This is a genomic window from Flavobacterium sp. ACN6 (assembly GCF_002304005.1).
Classification (GTDB): Bacteria; Bacteroidota; Bacteroidia; order Flavobacteriales; family Flavobacteriaceae; genus Flavobacterium.
Map to the genome: position 1 here is coordinate 231,983 of NZ_MRCQ01000001.1, position 21,283 is coordinate 253,265.

The window sequence follows — 21,283 nt, forward strand, 5'->3', positions numbered from 1 at the left end:
AAGTCGTGATGAGCTGGTAAAAGAAAATAAAAATGAATATCAAAAAAATATACTGCACTTTACTAATTCTGTTCGCCTGCATTATTGAGGCGAATGCACAGGAAGTTCTGACTATTGAACAGGCTATGACTATAGCTTTGGAAAATAATTTTGAAATTAAAATAGCCAAAAATAATTCCAAAATAAGCGAGACAAATGTTACGATAGGAAATGCCGGAATGCTGCCAACTGCCACGGCTTCTGTCGTTGATAATAACAATCTTACGAATTCAACACAAGTTCGTCAGGATGGTACATCGACCACATTAAACAACGCTAAAAACAATAGTTTAAATTACGGCGTAAGCTTAGGCTGGACCGTTTTTGACGGAATGAAAATGTTCGCCAGATTTGACCAATTACAAGAACTTCAGAAACTTGGCGATGCCGAACTGAAGAGAACTATCTTAGTTAAAATCGGTCAGGTAAACTCTGCTTATTATGATTTAGTACAACAGCAGCATCAATTATCGGCTTTGGATACTACAATTGTAATTTCTAAACAAAGATTGACTTTAGCCCAAAACAGATTCAGCATTGGAAAAGCTTCTAAACTTGAAGTTTTAAACGCGCAAGTGGATTTAAATTCAGATCAAGTTGCTTTATTGAGACAAAAAGAATCGTACGCAAATGCAAAAATATTATTGAATCAATATTTAGCCAGAGATCCTCAGATTAATTTTAGAGTTACTAACGAGGTTGTAGTTGATAATAAATTGGTTTTGGTTGATTTGATGGAATTAGCCCAAAAACAAAATCCAGCACTTGAATCGCAAATAATAAATAAACGTATTGCTGAATTGCAGCTCAAACAAGTAAAGGCAGACCGCTACCCCATTTTGCGACTAACTACAGGTTATAATTTTTCTGAAAGCGAATCCAGTTTAGGTTTTACCAGCGAAAACACTTCAAAAGGTTTAAACTACGGTTTTAATGCGACTATGAATATTTTTGATGGTTTTAATCAGCATCGAAATGAGAAAGTTGCCAAAATGCAGATTGAAAATACGCAGATTGCGATCGAACAGCAAGGCCTGATTTTAAATACACAATTAAGCACCGCTTTTCAAACTTATATGACCAATCTTGAGTTAATTGAACTAGAAGAAAATAACGAAGCTATTGCAAAACAAAATCTAGACATTACACTTGATAAATTTAAAATTGGAACTATTACAACTTTAGATTTCAGAACCGCTCAGCTGAATTATGTCAATGCAAAAGTGCGCTACAGCAATGCACAATATGAAGCTAAACTATCTGAAATTGCCCTAAAAGAATTAGCAGGAAACATTACTTTTTAACTTGTTTTCTTTAATTAATTTTAAAGTATAAAAAAATAAACGAAAACTTTATAAAAGGCGTTTCACTAATTTGAATACATATCGCTATGTGTGTTTAAATTAGTGAAACGCCTTTTTTATACTCAACGAAAAACTATGATTCTATGTGTTAAGAATATTTTTTCTATTTTAACCAAATAGTTAATTTTTAATTTAAATTTGTTTCAAAACAAACTTAAATGATTTCCTATAATACCAAAGACTGGTTTACTTTTATTTTTCATTTTCATAAGTCTGATACCGTTCGTAAACTGTTTCCAATTATAATTGCCATTGGCATATATGCAGCAGTTGTAGGTTATCTTGAAGTCGAATATTTTAAAGTGACGAAAAACGATTACATTCACAATATTCCTATTATGCACGGAATGCTGGGTTTTGTAATCTCGCTTTTGCTTGTTTTTAGAACCAATACAGCCTATGACCGCTGGTGGGAAGGCCGTAAACTTTGGGGACAGCTTGTAAATAACAGCCGTAATTTTGCCATAAAACTTTCCGCAATTTTAAAAGATGAAAACGACAGGAAGTTCTTTAGAAAATACATTCCGATGTATGCCGATGTTTTGCATAAACATTTGAAAGATGATGAAACCAGCAAACAGCTTTTTGAAGATGTCGATTTGGATATTGATCATCACAAACACAAACCCAACCAGTTAAAAAGAATAATGTATCATAAAATTAATGATTTGTATGATGCAAAAAAGATTACAGGCGATCAGCTGATTATATTAGATGACGAATTAACTGCTTTTACCGATATTTGCGGTGCTTGTGAGCGCATCAAAAACACCCCTATTCCCTACTCTTACAGTGCTTTTATAAAAAAATTCATTTTCTTTTATACCATGACACTGCCATTTGGGTATTCTGTAAGTTTGGGTTATTTTGTGGCTCCGGTTGTGGTTTTTATCTTTTATGTTTTAGCCAGTTTAGAACTTATTGCAGAGGAAATCGAAGATCCGTTTGGAGACGACGAGAATGATCTTCCAACAAAAAAGATTTCAGAAAATATCAAAAAACACGTTGAAGAGCTGATTTAATAAAACGTTAAAGCTGTTATTTATATTCTTATTTTGCTTAAATTTAGGTCTTTCACCAAAAAATTAAGTTTAATGAACAATCAACGATTTTTAGTCAACCCGCTTCAGTTATCACAAGAAAAATCGTTGAAGACTCTTGTTGAAAATAGAACTATTTACAATCTTAATCATTGTGAGTTAAATTTATTTGAAACGTATGAATCGACTAAAATGGTTCCGTTAAAATTCAATGATTTGGTTGTTACCAGTATGCTTCGAGGCAAAAAAGTAATGCATCTTTTTGATGATCCAGAATTTGAGTATCTGCCGGGTGAAACTGTTATTGTTCCTTCAAACGTAGAAATGAAAATTGATTTCCCAGAAGCATCAAAAAACAATCCTACACAATGTCTAGCTTTAGCAATTGATCAGGAAAAAATTACTGAGATTTTAAACTTCTTAAATGAGCAGTATCCAAAAGAGGGAAATAATATGTTTTGGCAGTTAAACTATCAGAATTATTTCTTCTACAACAATGTCGAAATGGCGGCAACGATCAATAAGCTGATTAAGGAATGTATGAGTACCTCGATCACCAAAGATATTTTAGCCGATTTGACCCTAAAAGAATTGTTGATTCGAATTATTCAAACGCAGACCGTAAAATCCTTGGATGAAGGAACATTTATTGAATCTAATAATCCAATTACAGAAGTTACGGAATATATCAAGCAGAATTTGAAGGAAAATATGAATTTGAAAACGCTCAGCGAAAAAGCCTGCATGAGCACAACTTCTTTCTACCGTTTCTTTAAACGCGAACTCGGAATGAGTCCGATTGAATATATTCTGAATGAAAAGATAAAATGTGCCAAAAATCTATTGAAGAATCCGACACTGCAAATCAACGAAGTTTGTTATTTAGCGGGTTTTGAAGACGCGAATTACTTTATCAGATTATTTAAAAAATACGAAGGAATTACACCGAAACAGTATCAGCTACTATTTATTAATTAATAAAGGTACTGAGGTTCTGAGATGCTGAGGGTCTAAGGTTTTCAACTTGAAACTTGAAACTTGAAACTTGAAACTTGAAACTTGGAACTTGAAACAACAATTCACTCAATCCTTGTCACTGGTTCTAAATCTTTTTCTTCTTCTGGAGTAAAAATTCTATATTCTATTTGAAATGTTTTCTTTAAAGGCGTTTCCAGCGAAAAACCTCCAACACCAAAAGCATCAATTACCGTTAATGTAAAATGGGCATGTTTCCAATATTCGAATAAATCTTTGTCTACCCAAAATTCGGTATTTTCAATCACACCAATACAAACGTCTCCCATGCGCTGATAATAACCTCCTTTTTCAAAACATTGCGGTTGTGTGCCTTCACAGCATCCTCCTGCTTGATAGAACATCAAATCGCCATGTTTTTCTTTTAGAATATTTATCAGGTCAACTGCTTTTTCTGTGGCATCAATTCTTCTAATCATAACTTTAAAATTTAAAAAACAGCAAGCTTTTTTAGGAGCTTACTGTTTTAACATAACCAACTATTTAAGTTTTCACTTCAATCAAACACTAACTCGACTGGAATTAAATCAAAATTGCCTGGAGTAAGTTCGTGCAATGCCATTAAGATTTACAGCTTAACGCCCCATACATCACATTTCATTTCCTAAGAATCCTCCAGGATTTTGATATTTTATTTTAAAAGAAACCTAGTTTCTTTTTATCATAAGAAATCAGCATATTTTTAGTCTGACGGTATTGACTCAACATCATTTTGTGGTTTTCACGACCAATTCCAGATTGTTTGTAACCTCCAAATGGCGCGCCTGCAGGATACGAATGGTATTGGTTAATCCAAACACGACCTGACTGAATCGCTCTTGGAACCTGATAGATTTCGTGTGCATCTCTCGTCCAAACTCCCGCACCTAAGCCGTACATAGTATCGTTTGCAATTTCAATTGCTTCTTCTGTAGTTTTAAAAGTCGTAACAGCCAAAACGGGTCCGAAAATTTCTTCCTGAAAAATTCGCATTTTATTATGTCCTTTAAACAATGTTGGTTTAATGTAATAACCGCCTTCTAATTCGCCTCCCAATTTATTTTCGTCACCTCCAGTTAAAAGTTCTGCACCTTCTTCTTTACCCAATTTAATGTACGACATGATTTTTTCTTTCTGCACAATTGAAGTCTGCGCACCAATCATAGTCGATTTATCTAAAGGATTTCCAGCTACGATTGCTTCGGTTCTTTCGATAACTTTTTTAATAAACTTGTCGTAAATATCTTCATGAATTAATAATCTGGATGGACATGTACAAATTTCACCTTGATTTAAAGCAAACAATACCGCACCCTCAACTGCTTTATCAAAGAAATCATCATCATGATCTGCAACAGACGGGAAGAAAATATTTGGAGATTTCCCTCCTAATTCCAAAGTAACCGGAATAATATTTTCGGTTGCGTACTGCATTACCAAACGTCCTGTAGTTGTTGAACCTGTAAATGCTGCTTTAGCCACTTTTTTGTTGGTTACTAACGGACGTCCCAATTCTGCCCCGAAACCATTTACAATATTCAGCACTCCCGGTGGAAGAAGATCTCCAATTAATTCCATTAAAATGATAATAGAAACTGGTGTGCTTTCTGCCGGTTTCAAAACGATTGTATTTCCTGCTGCAAGCGCCGGAGCGATTTTCCAAACCGCCATTAAGATTGGGAAGTTCCACGGAATAATCTGCGCAACAACACCTAGAGGTTCGCTTAATGCGATGGAAACAGTTTGTGAATCCAGTTCGGCAATCGAACTTTCTTCGGCGCGGATTACGCCGGCAAAATATCTAAAATGATCTATTGCAAGCGGAATATCGGCTGCAAGTGTTTCGCGAATTGGTTTTCCGTTATCAATAGTTTCAACTGTTGCTATATACTCTAAATTGTCTTCAATTTTTTGTGCAATCTTATTTAGTATAATACTTCTTTCTGTAACAGAAGTTTTTCCCCACGTTTGAAATGCTTCATAAGCTTTATCTACAGCCAATTCTAAATCTTCTTTACTAGAATGTGCTGCTTTTGTAAATACTTTTCCATCTATTGGAGAAATAACATCAAAGTATTCTCCTTTAATTGGTGCTGTAAATTTTCCACCAATATAATTATCGTATTTTGCCTTAAATTCAGGTCTTTTTGCTGCGGTGCTCATAATATTCTTTTTTTGATTTACACCAAATTTACCTTCATAATAAGAAACAGAATAGCACTTTTCGTTCATCTTGTAGCACAAAAATTACACATTCGATTTTTTTAGTCTTTTATAATAATTTATTAATAAAATTTTAATACATAAATTATCAAAAACTCAGTATAGAACGTTTTTTCACAGATAAAAAACAGCAAGAAAAAACCAAACATTTTTTTTCTTACTCCAAAGCGCAATCCTTATATTTGTAACCTTACTTAAGAATAAAAAAGTTACAATGAAAATATCTTACAACTGGTTAAAACAATTTATTAAAACAGATTGGACATCTGAGCAGACTTCAGAATTACTTACAGATCTTGGTTTGGAAGTTGAAGTTGTCGAAAAATACCAATCTATAAAAGGAGGATTAGAAGGAGTTGTTGTTGGACACGTTCTTACTTGCGAAAAACATCCCGATGCCGATAGATTGAATGTTACTACAGTTAATATTGGTTTAGAAGCTCCTGTACAAATTGTATGCGGCGCTGCAAACGTAGCTGCAGGACAAAAAGTACCAGTTGCTACAATAGGAACTATTTTGTACGATAAAGAGGGGGCAGAATTTACCATTAAAAAAGGAAAAATCCGCGGACAGGAAAGCCATGGAATGATCTGTGCTGAAGATGAATTAGGATTAGGAAATGGTCATGACGGAATTATGGTTCTTGCTGATGATCTTGTTCCCGGAACTCCTGCTTCTGAAGTATTTCAAATTGCAAATGACGAAGTTTTTGAAATCGGATTAACACCAAACCGTGCCGATGCGATGAGTCATTATGGAACTGCTCGTGATTTAAGAGCTGGAATGCTGCAGCGTGGTGTAAACATAGAATTGATTACGCCTTCTGTAAGCAATTTTAGAGTAGATATGCGAACGCTTAAAATTGATGTAAATGTTGAAGATACTCATTTAGCGCCAAGATACTGCGGTGTAACTATTTCTGGAATTTCGGTTCATGAATCTCCAAGCTGGCTGCAAGATCGTTTAAAAGCTATTGGATTAACTCCAAAAAATAATATTGTTGACGTTACGAATTATGTTCTACATGAATTAGGACAGCCTTTACATGCTTTCGACGCTGCAAAAATCAACGGAAAAATCATTGTAAAAACAGTTGAAGAAGGAACTAAATTTGTTACTCTTGATGATGTTGAAAGAACATTACACAAAGAAGACTTAATGATTTGCGACGAAAAAGGACCGCTTTGTATTGCGGGAGTTTTTGGAGGTAAAAAATCTGGAGTTTCTGAAGGTACTACAACCATTTTTCTAGAAAGTGCTTATTTTGATCCGGTAAGTATTCGTAAAACAGCAAAAAGACATCAATTAAGTACAGATGCTTCTTTTAGATTTGAAAGAGGAATTGATCCAACGATTACAGAATATGCTTTAAAACGTGCAGCTCTTTTAATTCAGGAAGTAGCGGGCGGAAAAATTACTTCTGATGTTGTGGAAGTTTATCCTAAAAAAGTTGAAGATTTTTCTGTTTTATTGAATTTCAGCCATGTATCTAAAATTATCGGGCAGGAAATTTCAAAAGATACTATTAAAAAGATTTTAGTTTCTTTAGATATTAAAGTAAACAGCGTTTCTGATTCTGGTTTAGGCTTAACGATTCCAGCTTACCGTGTTGATGTACAGCGTGAAATTGATGTTATCGAAGAAATCTTAAGAGTTTATGGTTACAACAACATTAATTTCTCAAAGAAATTCAATGCGACTGTAGCTAATTCTCCAAGAACTGAAGATTATAAAGTACAAAATACAATTGCTTCTCAATTGAATTCTCAAGGTTTCCACGAAATGATGGCGAATTCATTGACAACGGCTGCTTACGCGAAATTATCGACTTCATTAAAAGAAGAACATAATGTTTCGATGTTGAATCCGTTGAGCAGTGATTTAGCAACACTTCGCCAGTCTTTATTGTTTTCTGGATTAGAAGCCGTTTCTTATAACATTAATAGAAGAAATTCAGATTTGAAATTGTTCGAATTTGGAAAAACCTATCATAAATACTTAAACGGATTTGAAGAACACAAACACCTTTCTTTATTAATTTCTGGAAACAGAAATAAAGAAAGCTGGGCAAGTCCTCAAAAAACAACAGATTTCTTCTTGTTGAAAGGATATGTAAAAGCAATTTTATCTCGTTTAGGAATTGAAAAGATTTCGAATGCGCCAGTTCACTCTGATATTTTCTCTGAAGGAACAGCGATTACGTATAACAATGATATTTTGGTTGAAATGGGTGTTATTAAAAAGCCTATTTTGAAACATTTCGGCATCAAACAGGATGTTTATTACGCTGATTTTAACTGGGATTTGGTTTTAAAAATCATTACTGGAAAAATCAAGTATACTGAAATTCCTAAATATCCAGAAGTTCGCAGGGATTTAGCTTTACTAATTGACGAAAAAACTACGTACGAAAGTATTTTTAATTTGGCAAAACAAACAGAAAAAGCACTTTTAAAAGACATTAATTTATTTGATGTTTATCAAGGTGATAAATTACCAGAAGGTAAAAAATCATACGCTTTGAGTTTTACCATTCAAGATAACAGCAAAACGCTGACCGATTCTCAAATTGATAAAATCATGTCTAAATTACAACAGACTTTTGAAACTGAGCTTGGTGCAGTTTTAAGATAAGAAATATGTTCCTTTAAAATAAAAAACCCGACAGGTCTTGAAGATCTTGTCGGGTTTTTGTTTTTTTTCTTGTTTCAGGTTTCAGGTTTCAAGTTTCTAACCTAAAAGCTTTGTGAACCTTTGCGGAAATTCTTAGTGCCCTTTGCGGTTAAATTTACTCAAAGCTGTAAATTTTTAATTTTTAATTCTCAATTTTTAATTATAAATATTCATTTAGAATATTTCTGATACGCTTTCATTAGCTTTTCATCATATTTATTGGTTTTGTAGGCTGGGCCATTATATTTTAAAGCAAAAGAAGCCCAGTTTTTATTTCTAAGAAGCGATATCAGATTGTTTTTTTCAAGGAATAAACCGAAAGCTTTAAGATGTTCACCTTCGTTCTGATTCATTTTTTCTACAAATTCGTCGATACTTTTATAACCAATAGAAAGCGCATTAAACCCCATAATTTGAAACAATCCCCACGAAGCAGAACTATTTGCCGCATCTTTTATTTTTTTATCCTGACCCAGATTTCTCGCTTTTTCCAAACGAGTATATTCTGCTGTTCCGCCGACGTAATGCTTTTTAGTATAGTTTTCGAATAAAATATCCTGATTATTTGAATTCATAAACGATCTTGGATTGAAGCCTCTTTTCTCCAGTTCACGCCAAAAAATATGTCCTTCAAACAAAATCTTCGGGCGTCCATCAATTAGAAAACCTTTTCCGTTGCTTTCTACTTCGTTTACCGCTTTTACAACCGCCAATTCTAGATTAAATTGATTAGAAAAATCAATCAAATCTTGTTCTGAAAGTAATTTAGTATTAGATGAAAAACCATTTTTACTTTTCTCCAAAAGTGACGACCAGGTTTTTAATCCCACTACACCATCGACAACGAGATTATTCTTAGATTGAAAATCTTTAATTGCTTTATCTGTTGCTGTTCCGAAATAATCGGAAACAATTACACTGTATTTTAATTTTGCCAAAAGCTCATTTAAATAATAAACTTCTGGAGACCTTACGCCTGCTTTTATCGTTCTCATGATTTTTTATTTATGGTGATTATGGATGCTTTTGAGAAATCAAAAACTTCATTTTTACTTCCAATTAGATTATCATTTTTATCAAAATAGTTGACTTTATAAGAGATCAAAGTAGTATTGTTCGATGTGTTTTTTATAATAAAATTGAACAATATGGGAGTCGAAAATTCAGACTTTAAACGTTCCACAGCAAATTTGCTTCCCGTATCCTGAATGGTTAATTCAATTGTAATTCTGCTTGTAGAAGCTGTTTGGCCTTTTATCTGAACTTGTATGTATCTGTTGTAGGCCGTGGACTGCGAAACGACCTGACTAAACTCGGAACTAATGTTTTCTATGTTTTCAAAATCAAAAAAAACATTCTTTAACTCGCTGGAAGTATTTGGGTTAACTGCCGAAAAATCTAAAAGTTTAGTATCATTACTAATAAGCTGCGGATAATTTTTAAAGAAAATACTATTCAAATATACTGCATTTTTACTGTAAACCAGCAAAATAGAATTGAGTTTACAATTTGAAATCGATTGGTTATTGATTTGTATTTTGTTTGTACTATTATCAATTAACGTTTCGAGAATTTCACCGATAGTCTGCTCGATATTCAATTCTATAATACTCGAATCTTTTATTTCCTTGTGTTTAAAATTGATATTGGCAAATTGGGTAATCGTATTATTTAAAGCATTAATCATAATACTGGCTTCAGACAAATTTTCGGTTGAAAGATTGAATAAAAAATGTTTTCCGTCCGTCGTAATATCCGATTGCTGTAGAAAATAATTCCCGCTTACTTCATATTCGGCTGAAATATCATTTGGAAATAAAAACTGCACTTTATCAAAATAATCTTCTGCCTCTCCATCAATAAAATTATTTTGCAGTAAAGCGATTTTCAATTTGGCCAAATCAAAATCGGAAAAGTTCGGACCAATCGCAAACTGAAAACTGATTTTTGAGATTTCTTCGGCAGTTCCCGCGCCTTCTTCATACGCATGAAAAATGGTCGAAATACAAGGCTTCATCGTATTCAAATCTTTAGACAAACTGTAAACTTTTGCAATAAGCAGAAAAGTATTTGGCTGTACCATCGATTTATAAATCGAAAGTTTATTAAAATTAAAGCCCGTTACAAAAATCTGTTTGAACTGAGAAAAATCTTCATTTAGATTGAAAGGAATATTTACAAATCCGCCTCCAATAGTTTTGTACAAACTAATTGTTGGATCGGTACCAATTGGATAACTTAGTGTTTTATTGATTTTGAGCAGAAAAGTGCTTTTTACACATTCTTCCTGAACATCAGTCTTAATGCTGTTTTCCAGCTGAATTCCTGATATAACGGTCTTAGGCGGTACTTTTAAACCTAAATCAGCTCTTACCATTAACGGACTGCTTATAAGCTTTGTTTTGGGCTGTAAAGTGGTTTTGGGCGAAGTCAGATCCTTTTTGACAATATCCTGGCTTCTTAAAATTGAAATATCTCTGGCAAAAAGAAAATTTTTCTTGATTTTAGAATATCCCTTAAAATCAAAAAAAAGATCAATATTACATTTCAAATCATTTAGGTTTGAAACTAAATTTAAGAATGCAATTTTTACAGCTTCGTCAATCAAATCAAACTGAATTTCTTGTGCTGCTGTATTTACGATTCCGTTTATTTTGACAAAATCCCGATTTACTTTTAAGTTTAAAACCGCTTCCCTCAGATTTAAAGTAATACTTTTTTGATTGAACTGTAAAAGCTTGTTTTTGAGACTGTATCTCAAAGTTACTTTTCCAAGAAGTCCTCCTTTATTTCCTGACCTATCTGGAATATTTTCATAATAAAAAACAGTTCCATTACTCGGTTCCAGTTCCACGTCTGGAAAAAATAAAGTGATTTCATTTTTAAAATAATCCTTAAAGAAATCATTCTCCGTAACAGCATTATTCCCTTCAATTAGAGGTAAATAATTCTCTAACGGAAAAGTTACTAAGATTGGTTTTATATCAATAGAATGAATTATGGGATGCTCAATTACCCTAAATTCATTTTCCCTTTTAACTGTTGCTGCGGTAAAAACCGTACTAGGTTTGGCGGGCTCGAGATTAAATCGGTTTATAGGAACTAATTTGGTTCCTTCGAGTTTAAATGTATTTAAATCTGGCATGGTGTTTTGGTTTAATGATTACTGACTTATGAAACAAAAGGGACATTACGTCCCTTTTGTAAAATATCTCAAAAAAATTATTCCATAAATGGAGCTCTGATTTTCTCGATATCCGCATTTTGAGTGTCTGTTCCTGTTGGAATTTCAAACAAAACGTCTCCTTCTTGATAATCAATTTTGATATAATCTGTTGAAATAGAAACCTTTTTGGATTTCTTGCCAATTTTGCCGGCGCAAGTATATTTCACTTTATACTCGGTAGGTTTAATGGTGTAATCCAACTCATACCACGCTCTGTACGGAATGGCATCTTCGAAATTATCAACGTTAAATTTGAATTTTTTAGAAGGCATTTTATCGACTTTTAACGTTACTTCAAGTGTGTCGCAATCGTAAAGTTCTTCTGTAGACAAAGTGTAATTGATCATGTTTTGAATAGGAAGCGGTACGAATATTTTTGTCCCTTCAAATTCAAACTCTCTGGTGGTATCTTTTAGCTTGATCCTCTTATCTTTCTCGTACATTACTTCCTGACGAACTTTAATTTTGGTTGAACCATTATTTTTGACAAAATCAAATACAAAAGCATTCTTTTCTTTTGATTTATCATTCCAGGTTGCAGGGAAAATCGCATCGATTTCTTTACCCGATCTGCTGGTATTTTTTACGTACGGAGTTCCTTCTGGAGCAATCATTCTACCAGAACTTTTCCAGATTAACTTGCCTTTAGAATCTGGATATCCAACTTCTATAGAAACCTGACTTACCGGACTGTCATTGACAATATCGCTGTCTTTATCCAGTTTAATCAAACCACCATTTAAAGATGCGACCACCTGAACTTTAGAAAAATCTTCATCCAACTGAATTTCAGTAATATAATTTTTCAAATCGGCTTTTGCTTCTGCACCAGACTTTAAAGTCAAAGGCGTAAGATTCCCGCTGATTTTTGAATCTAAAACCTGAATGGCTGAGAATTTAATTTCATCTGTAAATTTGACCGCACGAATCTGACTTCCAGACTTCAGATTCATTCCTACGCTTCCAAGTCCCATAAACAATCTGAAGAATCCATTTGGTTTTTCTGGAGACGATACTGGCGTAAATTGTTTTTCAGGCGCATCAAATATTTGTTTTTTAACCATTTCAAAAGCAAATTCTCTCTGTTTTTGCAGCAGCGAATCTTCAACCTTTTTCTTTTCTTCATTTGAGAATTGTTCATCTGTAATTACTTCACTGGTAATCCCACCTTCTGTAAGTATTTTTTCGTATTCGTGTTCCCAGTTTAAATCCACAAATGACCAGCTTACGCTTGTTTTAGCAGAAAAGTAAGTATGTACTTTTTTAACGTCAATTGTTGTTTTAATAATGGTACTTGGCATATAGGCTTTGTACTTAATATTGTTTTCTACCACAAGATTGTTGCTTCCAATTTCTAGTGCATTTTTTACCAGCGAAGCGCTGTTTCTTCCCATTAATACAGAAAGCGCATTATCTCCTAATCCGAAAGTTGTTCCCGCTCCTTCGCCCTGAATATTAAACGTCCAAGGATTTGCGCCGCCAAACGGATTATTTGGTGATTTTTCGCCCACAACATGCATGGCAATATTATTCTGTGTTAATTGAATTGGTCGAACATTAGTCGAATTAAAATCTTTATCAACACCAATTAAGAAAGAAAACAAACCAAAAAGTGTTGATTTTCTGTGGTTTTTGTAATCACTGTTGAGTCTTACCTTTAATTTGTCAATAGCTTTTTTCAATAAAGCTTCAGGCAGATCTATGGTACTAGTCAAGGTAGTATACGCTCCAGCTTCCTCTTCCAGACCTTCGGCACCAATTACAGTTGAAGAATCTCCTTCTGATTTAAATACCTGCATGGCAAATTTAAATCTTCCGTCAGGGTGTTTTGAAAGTCTTGGGTACTTTGGATAATAATAAAACTGCATTGGCAGCCCAGCATCTCTTAATAAGATATTGTTAGGATCTGGTGAAAAAAGAACTGCGAAATCTGCTCCATCTTCTTTTTCTAAAAGAATTTCTACTGTTCCGGCTCCTGCATGAGGATAACCTAGGGGTGTTGGTTGTGACATAATTTAAAAATTTTAGTTAATTACTTAATGAGGTTTACATTTTTGAATGCCCGTTTTGACATGAAAACTGACGATGTAAAATTCAATTTTTATAAATTATTATGTAACAGCACTTTAACCCATTTTTTTAAATAAATTTACCTAATCAAAAAAGGGTGAATTTCCCCTTGTTCAAACTTGAGGTTTGAGATAATTTTGTCTTCAACAGAATTCAAAATACTGTTAACTAAACCCTTAACCAATAAATCAATAATAATCATGAAAAATCCTCCTGCAAAACCGAGTCAGTTAATTACAAAAGAATTTGCTAGACAATTAAATGTGAACTACAACAACAAAAAAGCTTCACTTACAGCAAGAAAATCACAAAAAGAAGATGCTAATGCCATTTGGTATTCTTTGGAAGAATTAGAAAACTATATTCATTATATCAAAACTAATGGAGCAAAAGATGGTTATAACGTAGACGGAATACGTTTTTATTTTGGAGTTTATCCCGACGATGAAAAACATGGAGAAAAAGCTGGATTAACGACTTTATTTTTAGTTCCGACAGGAAAAAAAATAGAAAATAATACGGCAAAAATTCAAAGTTTCGCTTTAGTACAAGAAGCAGTTTCTTCAGACATACAGAGTTTAGATCCAATGAATTACGGAAACATCGGAAGACCTCCAAGCTTATTATATTAAAAACTATGTTTGAATTTTTAAGATCTTATATCATTTATCTGGCTTTATTATCAGGAATCGTTGGCTTATTTTCGTTACCAAAACTTCCTGGCAATAAAGCTAAATTTTTAGTACTTTTAATCTGGTTTTCAATCATTACCGAAATTGTAGGCTATTATTTTACCCAGTGGACGGGTTTGCTGAACTTTTACGTTTACAATTTTTATATGTTCGCCAGTTTTTCTGCCTATATTTTACTTTTAAGAGCCTTATTGACCAAAATTAATCATCGCGTTTCGGCAGCTATTTTTCTTGTGTTGTTTATCGTTTCTTTTTTCTTGAATTATTTATTTTTCAAAGAAGACATGAACCGTTCATTTACCTATAGTTTTGCCATTGGCGTTTTATTAGTATTGATATTATCCTGCTTGTATTTGATAGAGATTTTTAATTCAGAAAAGATATTAAACTTTAAAAAATCGGTCTTTTTCTGGTATATTTTAGGAATACTGGTTTTCCATGTTCCTTTTACACCTTTTATGCTGGCTATCAATTGGTTCTTAATTAAACAAGACGAATCGATATTTAGTCTAGTATTGTTTATTTTAAATTTTTTGGCACACAGCTGTTTTATAATCGGATTTATATGGAGCGAAAAGAAATACAATTATTAGTGATTTCTCTGGGTATTGTTTTCTTTACCCTGCTTGTCGTTATAGTTATTATTTTCTTTTATTTTTTGAAAAAGAAAAACAACTTTGTGGTAGAGAAAATGGAAGCTGACTTGTATTTCCAATCGGAATTGGTGAAAACCCGAATTGAAATAAAAGACCAGACATTATCTGAAATTAGTAAAGAATTGCATGATAATATCGGCCAGATTATCTCTGTCGCCATTATGCAGCTGAATATTTCAATCAGCAATAAAAATGTTCAGATCAGTGAACTCAAAGACATGAAAGCTGTTTTGGCTAAGTCTTTAGATGAATTAAGGATTCTCTCCCGCATTATAAACAAAGATAACTTACTTCAAAACAACTTTTTAGAAGCTATTCAGCAGGATTTGGAAAGAATTAAAAAGCTAAAAAAGATCAAATGCAATTTTAATTTAATTGGGACAGTTCCAGAAATAAATAAAGAACACGAATTAATTATCTACAGGATTTTTCAAGAAGCACTTCATAACAGTTTAAAACATTCCAGAAGCGATTTATTTGATGTTCATATTGAAACTACTGATTCCATTTTCAGGCTAAAATTAAAAGATTTTGGAATTGGATATGATCTCAAAAAATCAAATTCGGGATTAGGATTGAATAACATGAAATTAAGAGCCAAATTAATTGGAGCTAACTTAATTATGAATTCTGACGAAACAGGAACGAGCGTAACAATCGAATATCCTTTAACACAAGACCATGAAAACTAATTCAAAAAATAAAGTCATAATTGTAGATGATCATTTACTTTTTTCCCAGTCTCTTGAACTGCTGCTTAAAAGTTTTGGTGAATACGAAGTCATAAAACGTTTTGAAAACGGAAAAGTCTTTATTGACTATATAGAAGAAAATACGCCGCCTCAAATCGATCTTGTTTTACTAGATGTAAACATGCCGGTTTTGGACGGATTAAGTACGATGAAATGGCTAAAAGACAACAGGCCAGATCTAAAGGTAATTGCTTTGTCTGTCAACGACGACGACGAAATTATCATTAAAATGATTACCAACGGCGCCAAAGGTTATTTACTAAAAGACACGTCTCCCGAAATATTTAAAGAAGCAATAGAATGTGTAATCGAAAAAGGTTTTTATTTCACAGAATTAGTCTCAGGAATGCTCATAAACAAAGTGAATAGCGACAATAAAAAAATCAATTTAAAAGAAAAAGAAATTGTTTTTATCAAACACGCCTGCACGGAAATGACCTATAAAGAAATCGCATCACAAATGTGTTTAAGTCCAAAAACTATCGACGGTTATCGCGAAATACTCTTTGACAAACTTGAAATAAAAACCCGAATCGGACTTGTACTTTATGCTATTAAGCACAAAATTGTTTTAGTTTAAGCAGCCATTAATTAAACTCTATTAATTTATCATTTCCTAAATCGTATTCATACAATTTTCTATTTTCATTGTCTAAATACAGCCATTGAATAATACTCGTTCTATTTTCAAACTCATTAGAAATCCCTAAAATAGTATAAGAACGTCCATTTTTTTCCCCATCTTCTATTGAATAAGTTAAACTTGCATCAGGGCTTTGAATATTAGATTTAACCAATTCTTTCTTTGAATTTGCCAAATAATATTCTACCAAAGTATACAAATAGTCCTTGTAATCAACCGTGTAATGCTCTTCTCCGCTCCAATAATATTTAATAGGCTTTTTGTATTTTTTTCTAAATTGACTTACCGATCCGTCTTTTACTTTTTCAGCACTTACAAACCATTCCGTAATTTCAAGTTTTTCACCTTCACCAGCGATATAAACGCTATCCATTTTCCACTTTACTTCAAAAATATCTCCTCTAGTAAAAGAAGAGCCTTCTCCTTCATTTGTAGTTAAGGCAATTGTTTTATGATCTTTTTTAATAACAACATACGAATAATCTCCGCCGTCATTAAATTCTACAAATTCAGCACGATCCGAATATACCTGATCGAGTTTTAATTTTTCATTAGGCCGTAAATCGCTTTTGTAATCATCAGCAGATTTAAGAATCGTATCTGAAACTTCTTTTTCTGTTTGAGATATAACATCTGGCTTATCGTTACCCGTTTTATTTTTTTCTGTACAAGAAGATAATAAAGCGAGGATCGCAATAGAATATAATAATTTCATGTAGGTATTTAATAGGTTAATGCGGCGAATATAGGATAATCTTTAATTTTTTCTCTTCCGTTAAGGAAAGTCAACTCCATTAAAAAATTACATTGTACAATTTCGCCTCCTAATTTTTCAACCAATTCACAAACGGCCTTTGCTGTTCCGCCAGTTGCCAAAACATCATCGTGAATTAAAACACGATCACCTTTTTGAATAGCATCGGTATGCATTTCTAAACTATCAGAACCATATTCTAATTCGTAAGAAGCTGAAATTGTTTCGTATGGAAGTTTTTTAGGTTTTCTGACAGGGATAAATCCAGCATTTAATTCTTGCGCCAATAACATTCCGAAGAAAAAACCACGAGATTCTGCACCTACAACCTTATCAATTTTTTGTCCGTTTAGAGAATCCAGCAGAATTTTAAGGCAATTTTTGCGTGCTTCGGGGTTAATTAGTAATGGAGTGATGTCTTTAAATAAAATTCCTTCTTTAGGAAACCCCTGAATATCACGTATATAATTTTCAATCTTCATTTTTTTTTATTTTTCTGTTATTTTTTGCTTGTTTATCTCACATTTATGCCTATATTTGCACCCGCAATAAGCAATCAACAAAGCTACGAAAAATAGCTGAATTGAAAACAAAAAAGGCCTCGTGGCGCAACTGAATAGCGCATCTGATTACGGCTCAGAAGGTTACTGGTTTGAATCCAGTCGAGGTCACTACAGCCAAAAGGCGCCAATTGAAGACAATTGGCGCCTTTTTTTTATTTTCTTTTTTAGAATACCTAAGGCGTCAGCTCTATTATAGTAAATATTCCACGCCTCATAGTCGCCACTTAACTATGGACAATTAATATCAGTCTTTAAGGTAAGGATAATCTGTGTATCCGTACTCACTTCCACCGTACATTATTGCATGATCAAGTTGATCGAACTCTGCATATAATTCAAATCTTCTTGGCAGATCTGGATTGGCAAGGAAAGTGAACCATACGCAATTATTTTAGCAATCCCTTTTTCAAGTTCTGCCTCTCCGGTTTCTTTATTGAACCCTGCATTTGCGATCACCAGATGTTTGCTTATACTGCCAAAAGTTTCTATGCCGTTTTTTGGATAGTTGGGATAATTATCCAAAGGCAACATCCCATTCATCAGATGAATATATGACAGTGGCAATGTATTCAAAGCTTCTATCAATGGTTTGAATTGTGCTTCAGGATCGCTGTTTTCAATATTGTTACAATAGACTGTTGGCGATAGCTTTATGCCAACTTTATCACTCCCGATAGCGGTAACTAATTCATGCATAGTTTCAAGCACGAAACGGTTCCTGTTTTCTATACTCCCGCCATATTCATCAGTTCGCAGGTTTGCACTTTCAGATAAAAACTGGTTTGGCAGATACCCAAACGCTGCATGCAGTTCGACACCATCAAAACCGGCTTCGATTGCATTATATCAAAAGATACAATATTTTTTAGAAGCAATTGCATTTCAGTATCCAGACTTTCGAAAAAAAGAAATGAAGCGTTTTCTGCGGTAATCGTTTTTATTGTACTATTGGGATTTTCAATAGACAGAATTGCACGCAGTCTATCAGCAGCAATTGCAACTACAACATATTGGATACTATTGTTGGCAGGAAAACGGATTTCTGTCCTCAAGTCATTTGTAGATAAGAGTATTGAAGCATCATTCTTTTGAGAAAATGGTATATTCTCTTCATTCTCATATTTTACTTCAAGATCCTGTTTGGTATTATAAAAGAAAAAAGTGCGTACAGTACTGGTCTCTGGAGAGGGATTTCGTTTGATAATTAAATCTTCCTCCAATGTATACCGATGTATCGTTAATTTAAAAGCACTTCCAAATCCAACTTTACGCACATCGCCTTCTCCCACTGTATTTGGGATTTCCATGAAATTATCTCTACAGTACCATTAATATGTTTGCAAAAAATGTAATAAAATCAAAACCATGGACTGTTGTAAATTCGAAGATCATTTTCAGTAAAATATATTTGAATCACTAAATTAATTCAAAACTGCGATAAAAAAATTTCATAGATCTTTTTTTTATAGAATAACTTGAAGAAAAAGTATGCTAATGGGGCTGATATGGTGATAAAAATATTACCGATCTTTCTTAGCTATTGATTTAGCAACCAAATCATAAGATTTTTCAACCATTAACTTTATTTCATCATCTGAAATATCCTCATTAAAATTAACACTGACCCAATGCTTATGGCTGAGATTGAATGGCTTGCTAATGGCGCTGTAGTTTTCTTTTAATTCTTCAATTTTCGAACTATCACATTTGATAGTGATACTATCAAATGAATCAATATCTAAAAGACAGAAAATTTTGTTTTTTACATAGAATACAAGAATGGATTTTGAATTCCTGAAAAATCCTGCAAAAGGCATTTTTTCTGATGTCTGTTCAAACGATAGACAATAGTCACGAAATTGTTCAATATTCATTTTAAATCTTCAACATTCATATTAATTTACTATTTTAATTATAACCGAATACTTGTGTTCATTAACGTAATTCCTAAGGAATCTAGAAAGGTACAAATTTCATTTCAGATTGGTTTCTGAAATGAAATCTGTGCTACTTTCTTCTACTGTTGATCTAATTTTATTACTAATAGCGTTGAGCACTAATACAAAAATCTCTGCGTCATCATTTATATCGTTGACTAATAGTATATTTTTGTGTTTCATGACCAAACTAAATTTTTAGTGGAAAAAAAGTTCCAATTTTAAGACAGTTCTTGCCTCTAATTCCTGTACAATTTTATAACAAAATAAAACTATATCAAAGAGCAGTACTGCTGAACTGTAATAAGCCTGAAAAACTTTGTAATAACTTATAGTCAATATTTTAGACTGATTAATAATAATCGAGGCTTTTTAATTCTTTTTTACTAAAACTGCAAAGTATGCGCCATGGTTTCTTTTCATCCTGCGCCAGTACGATCTCTATTCCAAAAAGACACAAAGATGCAGACAATTCAATAAAGTTGATTTTAAGTTTTTTGATACAAACATACTTATCTTAATAACGTAATAAAAACAGTTGGAGAACCACATTGCATCTGCCAAATCTAAATCGCACACCTCTCAGCTCTTGATCTCTATTATACATTGCTGGATAATGAATTTACTGTCGACATTATATTCATTTCTTTCCATCCATCATTACCCCCAGCTATTTAAATTCCCAATCCTGATTAAATAAAAAAATCTGCCTCGAAAGAAGCAGATTTTAGATGTAATTTAAAGCAATTTAATCTTATTTATTGCCCACCGTAAGCTTAACTTCAATGTTAGATCTGGTTGCATTTGAGTAAGGACAGATCTGATGCGCTTTTTCTGTCAATTCCTGTGCCTGTTCAATAGAAACTCCTGGGATATTGACATCGAGTACTGCAGCAAGACCAAAACCGCCGTCTTGATTCTGCCCGATACTAACTTGCGCAGTGACAGATGTTTCACCAGTTTCAATTTTAGATTTACTAATTATCAAATTCAATGCACTGTCAAAACAGGCTGCATATCCTGCCGCGAAAAGCATTTCTGGATTAGTAAAATTATCATCAGCTCCGCCCAGAGCCTTAGGCATTCTTACCTCCAGGTCAAGAATTCCGTTTTCACTTTTTACCTGTCCGTTTCTTCCGCCTTTTGCGGTAACACTGGTTGTATATAATGTTTTCATTTATTTTTGAATTTTATTTAAAATTTTCTGAACAGTTTCTTTGAGTTCCAGTAGATCTTCTTTTGTCAGATTCAGTTTTTCCTGCATTTTTGCCGGAACCTCACACGCTTTGTGCTGTAGATTTCTTCCTTTATCAGCTAAAAAAACTTCAACCACCCTTTCATCTTCTTTTTTTCTTTTTCTGATAATAAAACCCTTTACTTCAAGTCTTTTCAAAAGCGGAGTTAAGGTCCCACTGTCTAGATAGAGTTTTTCGCCGATCTGATTGACAGTCAAGCAATCTTTCTCCCAAAGCACCATCATCACAAGATACTGCGAATAGGTGATATCAAGCTCATCGAGAAATGGCCTGTACAAACTTATAATTTCTTTTGCGATAACGTAAATTGGAAAACAAAGCTGGTTTTCTAATTGGAGCGGATGGTGATTTTCCATATCTATGACAATAAAGAAAGAAAA

General features: G+C 33.3%; 20 protein-coding genes and 1 tRNA gene. 9 read left to right on the plus strand and 12 right to left on the minus strand.

Annotated elements, in window-relative coordinates:
• Positions 1 to 32 precede the first annotated feature (32 nt).
• The 3 genes from BSF42_RS01125 to BSF42_RS01135 all read left to right on the plus strand — a co-directional run bounded on the left by BSF42_RS01125 (position 33) and on the right by BSF42_RS01135 (position 3,421).
• Positions 33 to 1,343: a TolC family protein gene (locus tag BSF42_RS01125; RefSeq protein WP_095951284.1), complete on the plus strand. Its 1,311-nt coding sequence runs from the start codon at positions 33 to 35 to the stop codon at positions 1,341 to 1,343.
• 218 nt (positions 1,344 to 1,561) lie between these two features.
• A complete protein-coding gene (locus BSF42_RS01130) occupies positions 1,562 to 2,425 on the plus strand; it encodes a bestrophin family protein (protein ID WP_095951285.1) in 864 nt (287 codons plus the stop codon).
• Between the two features lie 72 nt (positions 2,426 to 2,497).
• Positions 2,498 to 3,421, plus strand: coding sequence for an AraC family transcriptional regulator (locus tag BSF42_RS01135; RefSeq protein ID WP_095951286.1), 924 nt, complete (start codon positions 2,498 to 2,500; stop codon positions 3,419 to 3,421).
• Positions 3,422 to 3,522: 101 nt separating this feature from the next.
• Here the strand turns inward: BSF42_RS01135 and BSF42_RS01140 are convergent, their stop codons facing one another.
• The gene (locus tag BSF42_RS01140; RefSeq protein ID WP_095951287.1) at positions 3,523 to 3,897 is read right to left on the minus strand and encodes a DUF779 domain-containing protein; all 375 of its coding nucleotides are present in this window, start codon (positions 3,895 to 3,897) and stop codon (positions 3,523 to 3,525) included.
• Between the two features lie 217 nt (positions 3,898 to 4,114).
• Positions 4,115 to 5,620, minus strand: coding sequence for an aldehyde dehydrogenase family protein (locus BSF42_RS01145; protein WP_095951633.1), 1,506 nt, complete (start codon positions 5,618 to 5,620; stop codon positions 4,115 to 4,117).
• A 274-nt stretch (positions 5,621 to 5,894) separates the two neighbouring features.
• On the opposite strand from BSF42_RS01145, the gene pheT reads away from it, so the two are divergent.
• The gene (gene pheT, locus BSF42_RS01150) at positions 5,895 to 8,315 is read left to right on the plus strand and encodes a phenylalanine--tRNA ligase subunit beta (protein ID WP_095951288.1); all 2,421 of its coding nucleotides are present in this window, start codon (positions 5,895 to 5,897) and stop codon (positions 8,313 to 8,315) included.
• 209 nt (positions 8,316 to 8,524) lie between these two features.
• Here pheT and BSF42_RS01155 read toward each other — a convergent pair whose 3' ends face one another.
• The 3 genes from BSF42_RS01155 to BSF42_RS01165 form a co-directional block, all read right to left on the minus strand.
• On the minus strand, positions 8,525 to 9,349 hold the full coding sequence (locus BSF42_RS01155) for an N-acetylmuramidase family protein (protein WP_095951289.1): 825 nt from the start codon (positions 9,347 to 9,349) through the stop codon (positions 8,525 to 8,527).
• The gene (locus BSF42_RS01160) at positions 9,346 to 11,499 is read right to left on the minus strand and encodes a hypothetical protein (RefSeq protein WP_095951290.1); all 2,154 of its coding nucleotides are present in this window, start codon (positions 11,497 to 11,499) and stop codon (positions 9,346 to 9,348) included. The genes BSF42_RS01155 and BSF42_RS01160 overlap by 4 nt, the downstream gene beginning before the upstream one ends.
• Before the next feature lie 77 nt (positions 11,500 to 11,576).
• Positions 11,577 to 13,592, minus strand: coding sequence for a hypothetical protein (locus BSF42_RS01165; protein WP_095951291.1), 2,016 nt, complete (start codon positions 13,590 to 13,592; stop codon positions 11,577 to 11,579).
• A 258-nt stretch (positions 13,593 to 13,850) separates the two neighbouring features.
• On the opposite strand from BSF42_RS01165, the gene BSF42_RS01170 reads away from it, so the two are divergent.
• From BSF42_RS01170 to BSF42_RS01185, 4 genes are read left to right on the plus strand one after another with little or no spacing between them, the layout of a single operon-like run.
• Positions 13,851 to 14,282, plus strand: a complete 432-nt coding sequence (locus tag BSF42_RS01170; RefSeq protein ID WP_095951292.1) for a hypothetical protein — start codon at positions 13,851 to 13,853, stop codon at positions 14,280 to 14,282.
• Between the two features lie 5 nt (positions 14,283 to 14,287).
• The gene (locus BSF42_RS01175) at positions 14,288 to 14,935 is read left to right on the plus strand and encodes a hypothetical protein (protein ID WP_095951293.1); all 648 of its coding nucleotides are present in this window, start codon (positions 14,288 to 14,290) and stop codon (positions 14,933 to 14,935) included.
• Positions 14,908 to 15,690, plus strand: a complete 783-nt coding sequence (locus BSF42_RS01180; protein WP_095951294.1) for a sensor histidine kinase — start codon at positions 14,908 to 14,910, stop codon at positions 15,688 to 15,690. The genes BSF42_RS01175 and BSF42_RS01180 overlap by 28 nt, the downstream gene beginning before the upstream one ends.
• Positions 15,680 to 16,330: a response regulator transcription factor gene (locus BSF42_RS01185; RefSeq protein ID WP_095951295.1), complete on the plus strand. Its 651-nt coding sequence runs from the start codon at positions 15,680 to 15,682 to the stop codon at positions 16,328 to 16,330. The genes BSF42_RS01180 and BSF42_RS01185 overlap by 11 nt, the downstream gene beginning before the upstream one ends.
• 7 nt (positions 16,331 to 16,337) lie before the next feature.
• Here the strand turns inward: BSF42_RS01185 and BSF42_RS01190 are convergent, their stop codons facing one another.
• Both BSF42_RS01190 and BSF42_RS01195 read right to left on the minus strand, forming a co-directional pair.
• Positions 16,338 to 17,108 carry a hypothetical protein gene (locus BSF42_RS01190; protein WP_095951296.1) on the minus strand — a complete coding sequence of 257 codons (771 nt, stop codon included), beginning with the start codon at positions 17,106 to 17,108 and terminating at the stop codon, positions 16,338 to 16,340.
• An 8-nt stretch (positions 17,109 to 17,116) separates the two neighbouring features.
• The gene (locus tag BSF42_RS01195) at positions 17,117 to 17,629 is read right to left on the minus strand and encodes an adenine phosphoribosyltransferase (protein ID WP_095951297.1); all 513 of its coding nucleotides are present in this window, start codon (positions 17,627 to 17,629) and stop codon (positions 17,117 to 17,119) included.
• Positions 17,630 to 17,744: 115 nt separating this feature from the next.
• On the opposite strand from BSF42_RS01195, the gene BSF42_RS01200 reads away from it, so the two are divergent.
• Positions 17,745 to 17,818 (plus strand) — tRNA-Arg (locus BSF42_RS01200).
• A gap of 189 nt (positions 17,819 to 18,007) precedes the next feature.
• On the opposite strand, the gene BSF42_RS01205 is transcribed toward BSF42_RS01200, so the two are convergent.
• The 5 genes from BSF42_RS01205 to BSF42_RS01225 all read right to left on the minus strand — a co-directional run bounded on the left by BSF42_RS01205 (position 18,008) and on the right by BSF42_RS01225 (position 21,259).
• On the minus strand, positions 18,008 to 18,547 hold the full coding sequence (locus BSF42_RS01205) for a hypothetical protein (protein ID WP_095951298.1): 540 nt from the start codon (positions 18,545 to 18,547) through the stop codon (positions 18,008 to 18,010).
• Positions 18,436 to 19,017: a hypothetical protein gene (locus BSF42_RS01210; RefSeq protein ID WP_095951299.1), complete on the minus strand. Its 582-nt coding sequence runs from the start codon at positions 19,015 to 19,017 to the stop codon at positions 18,436 to 18,438. Before BSF42_RS01210 ends, BSF42_RS01205 begins: the two co-directional genes overlap by 112 nt.
• A 213-nt stretch (positions 19,018 to 19,230) precedes the next feature.
• Entirely contained in the window at positions 19,231 to 19,584 is a 354-nt protein-coding gene (locus BSF42_RS01215; protein ID WP_095951300.1) for an MmcQ/YjbR family DNA-binding protein, read from the minus strand.
• 817 nt (positions 19,585 to 20,401) lie between these two features.
• Complete coding sequence (locus tag BSF42_RS01220; protein ID WP_095951301.1) at positions 20,402 to 20,824, minus strand: organic hydroperoxide resistance protein; 423 nt, start codon at positions 20,822 to 20,824, stop codon at positions 20,402 to 20,404.
• Positions 20,825 to 21,259, minus strand: a complete 435-nt coding sequence (locus tag BSF42_RS01225) for a MarR family winged helix-turn-helix transcriptional regulator (protein WP_095951302.1) — start codon at positions 21,257 to 21,259, stop codon at positions 20,825 to 20,827. It abuts the gene before it with no gap.
• Positions 21,260 to 21,283 lie beyond the last annotated feature (24 nt).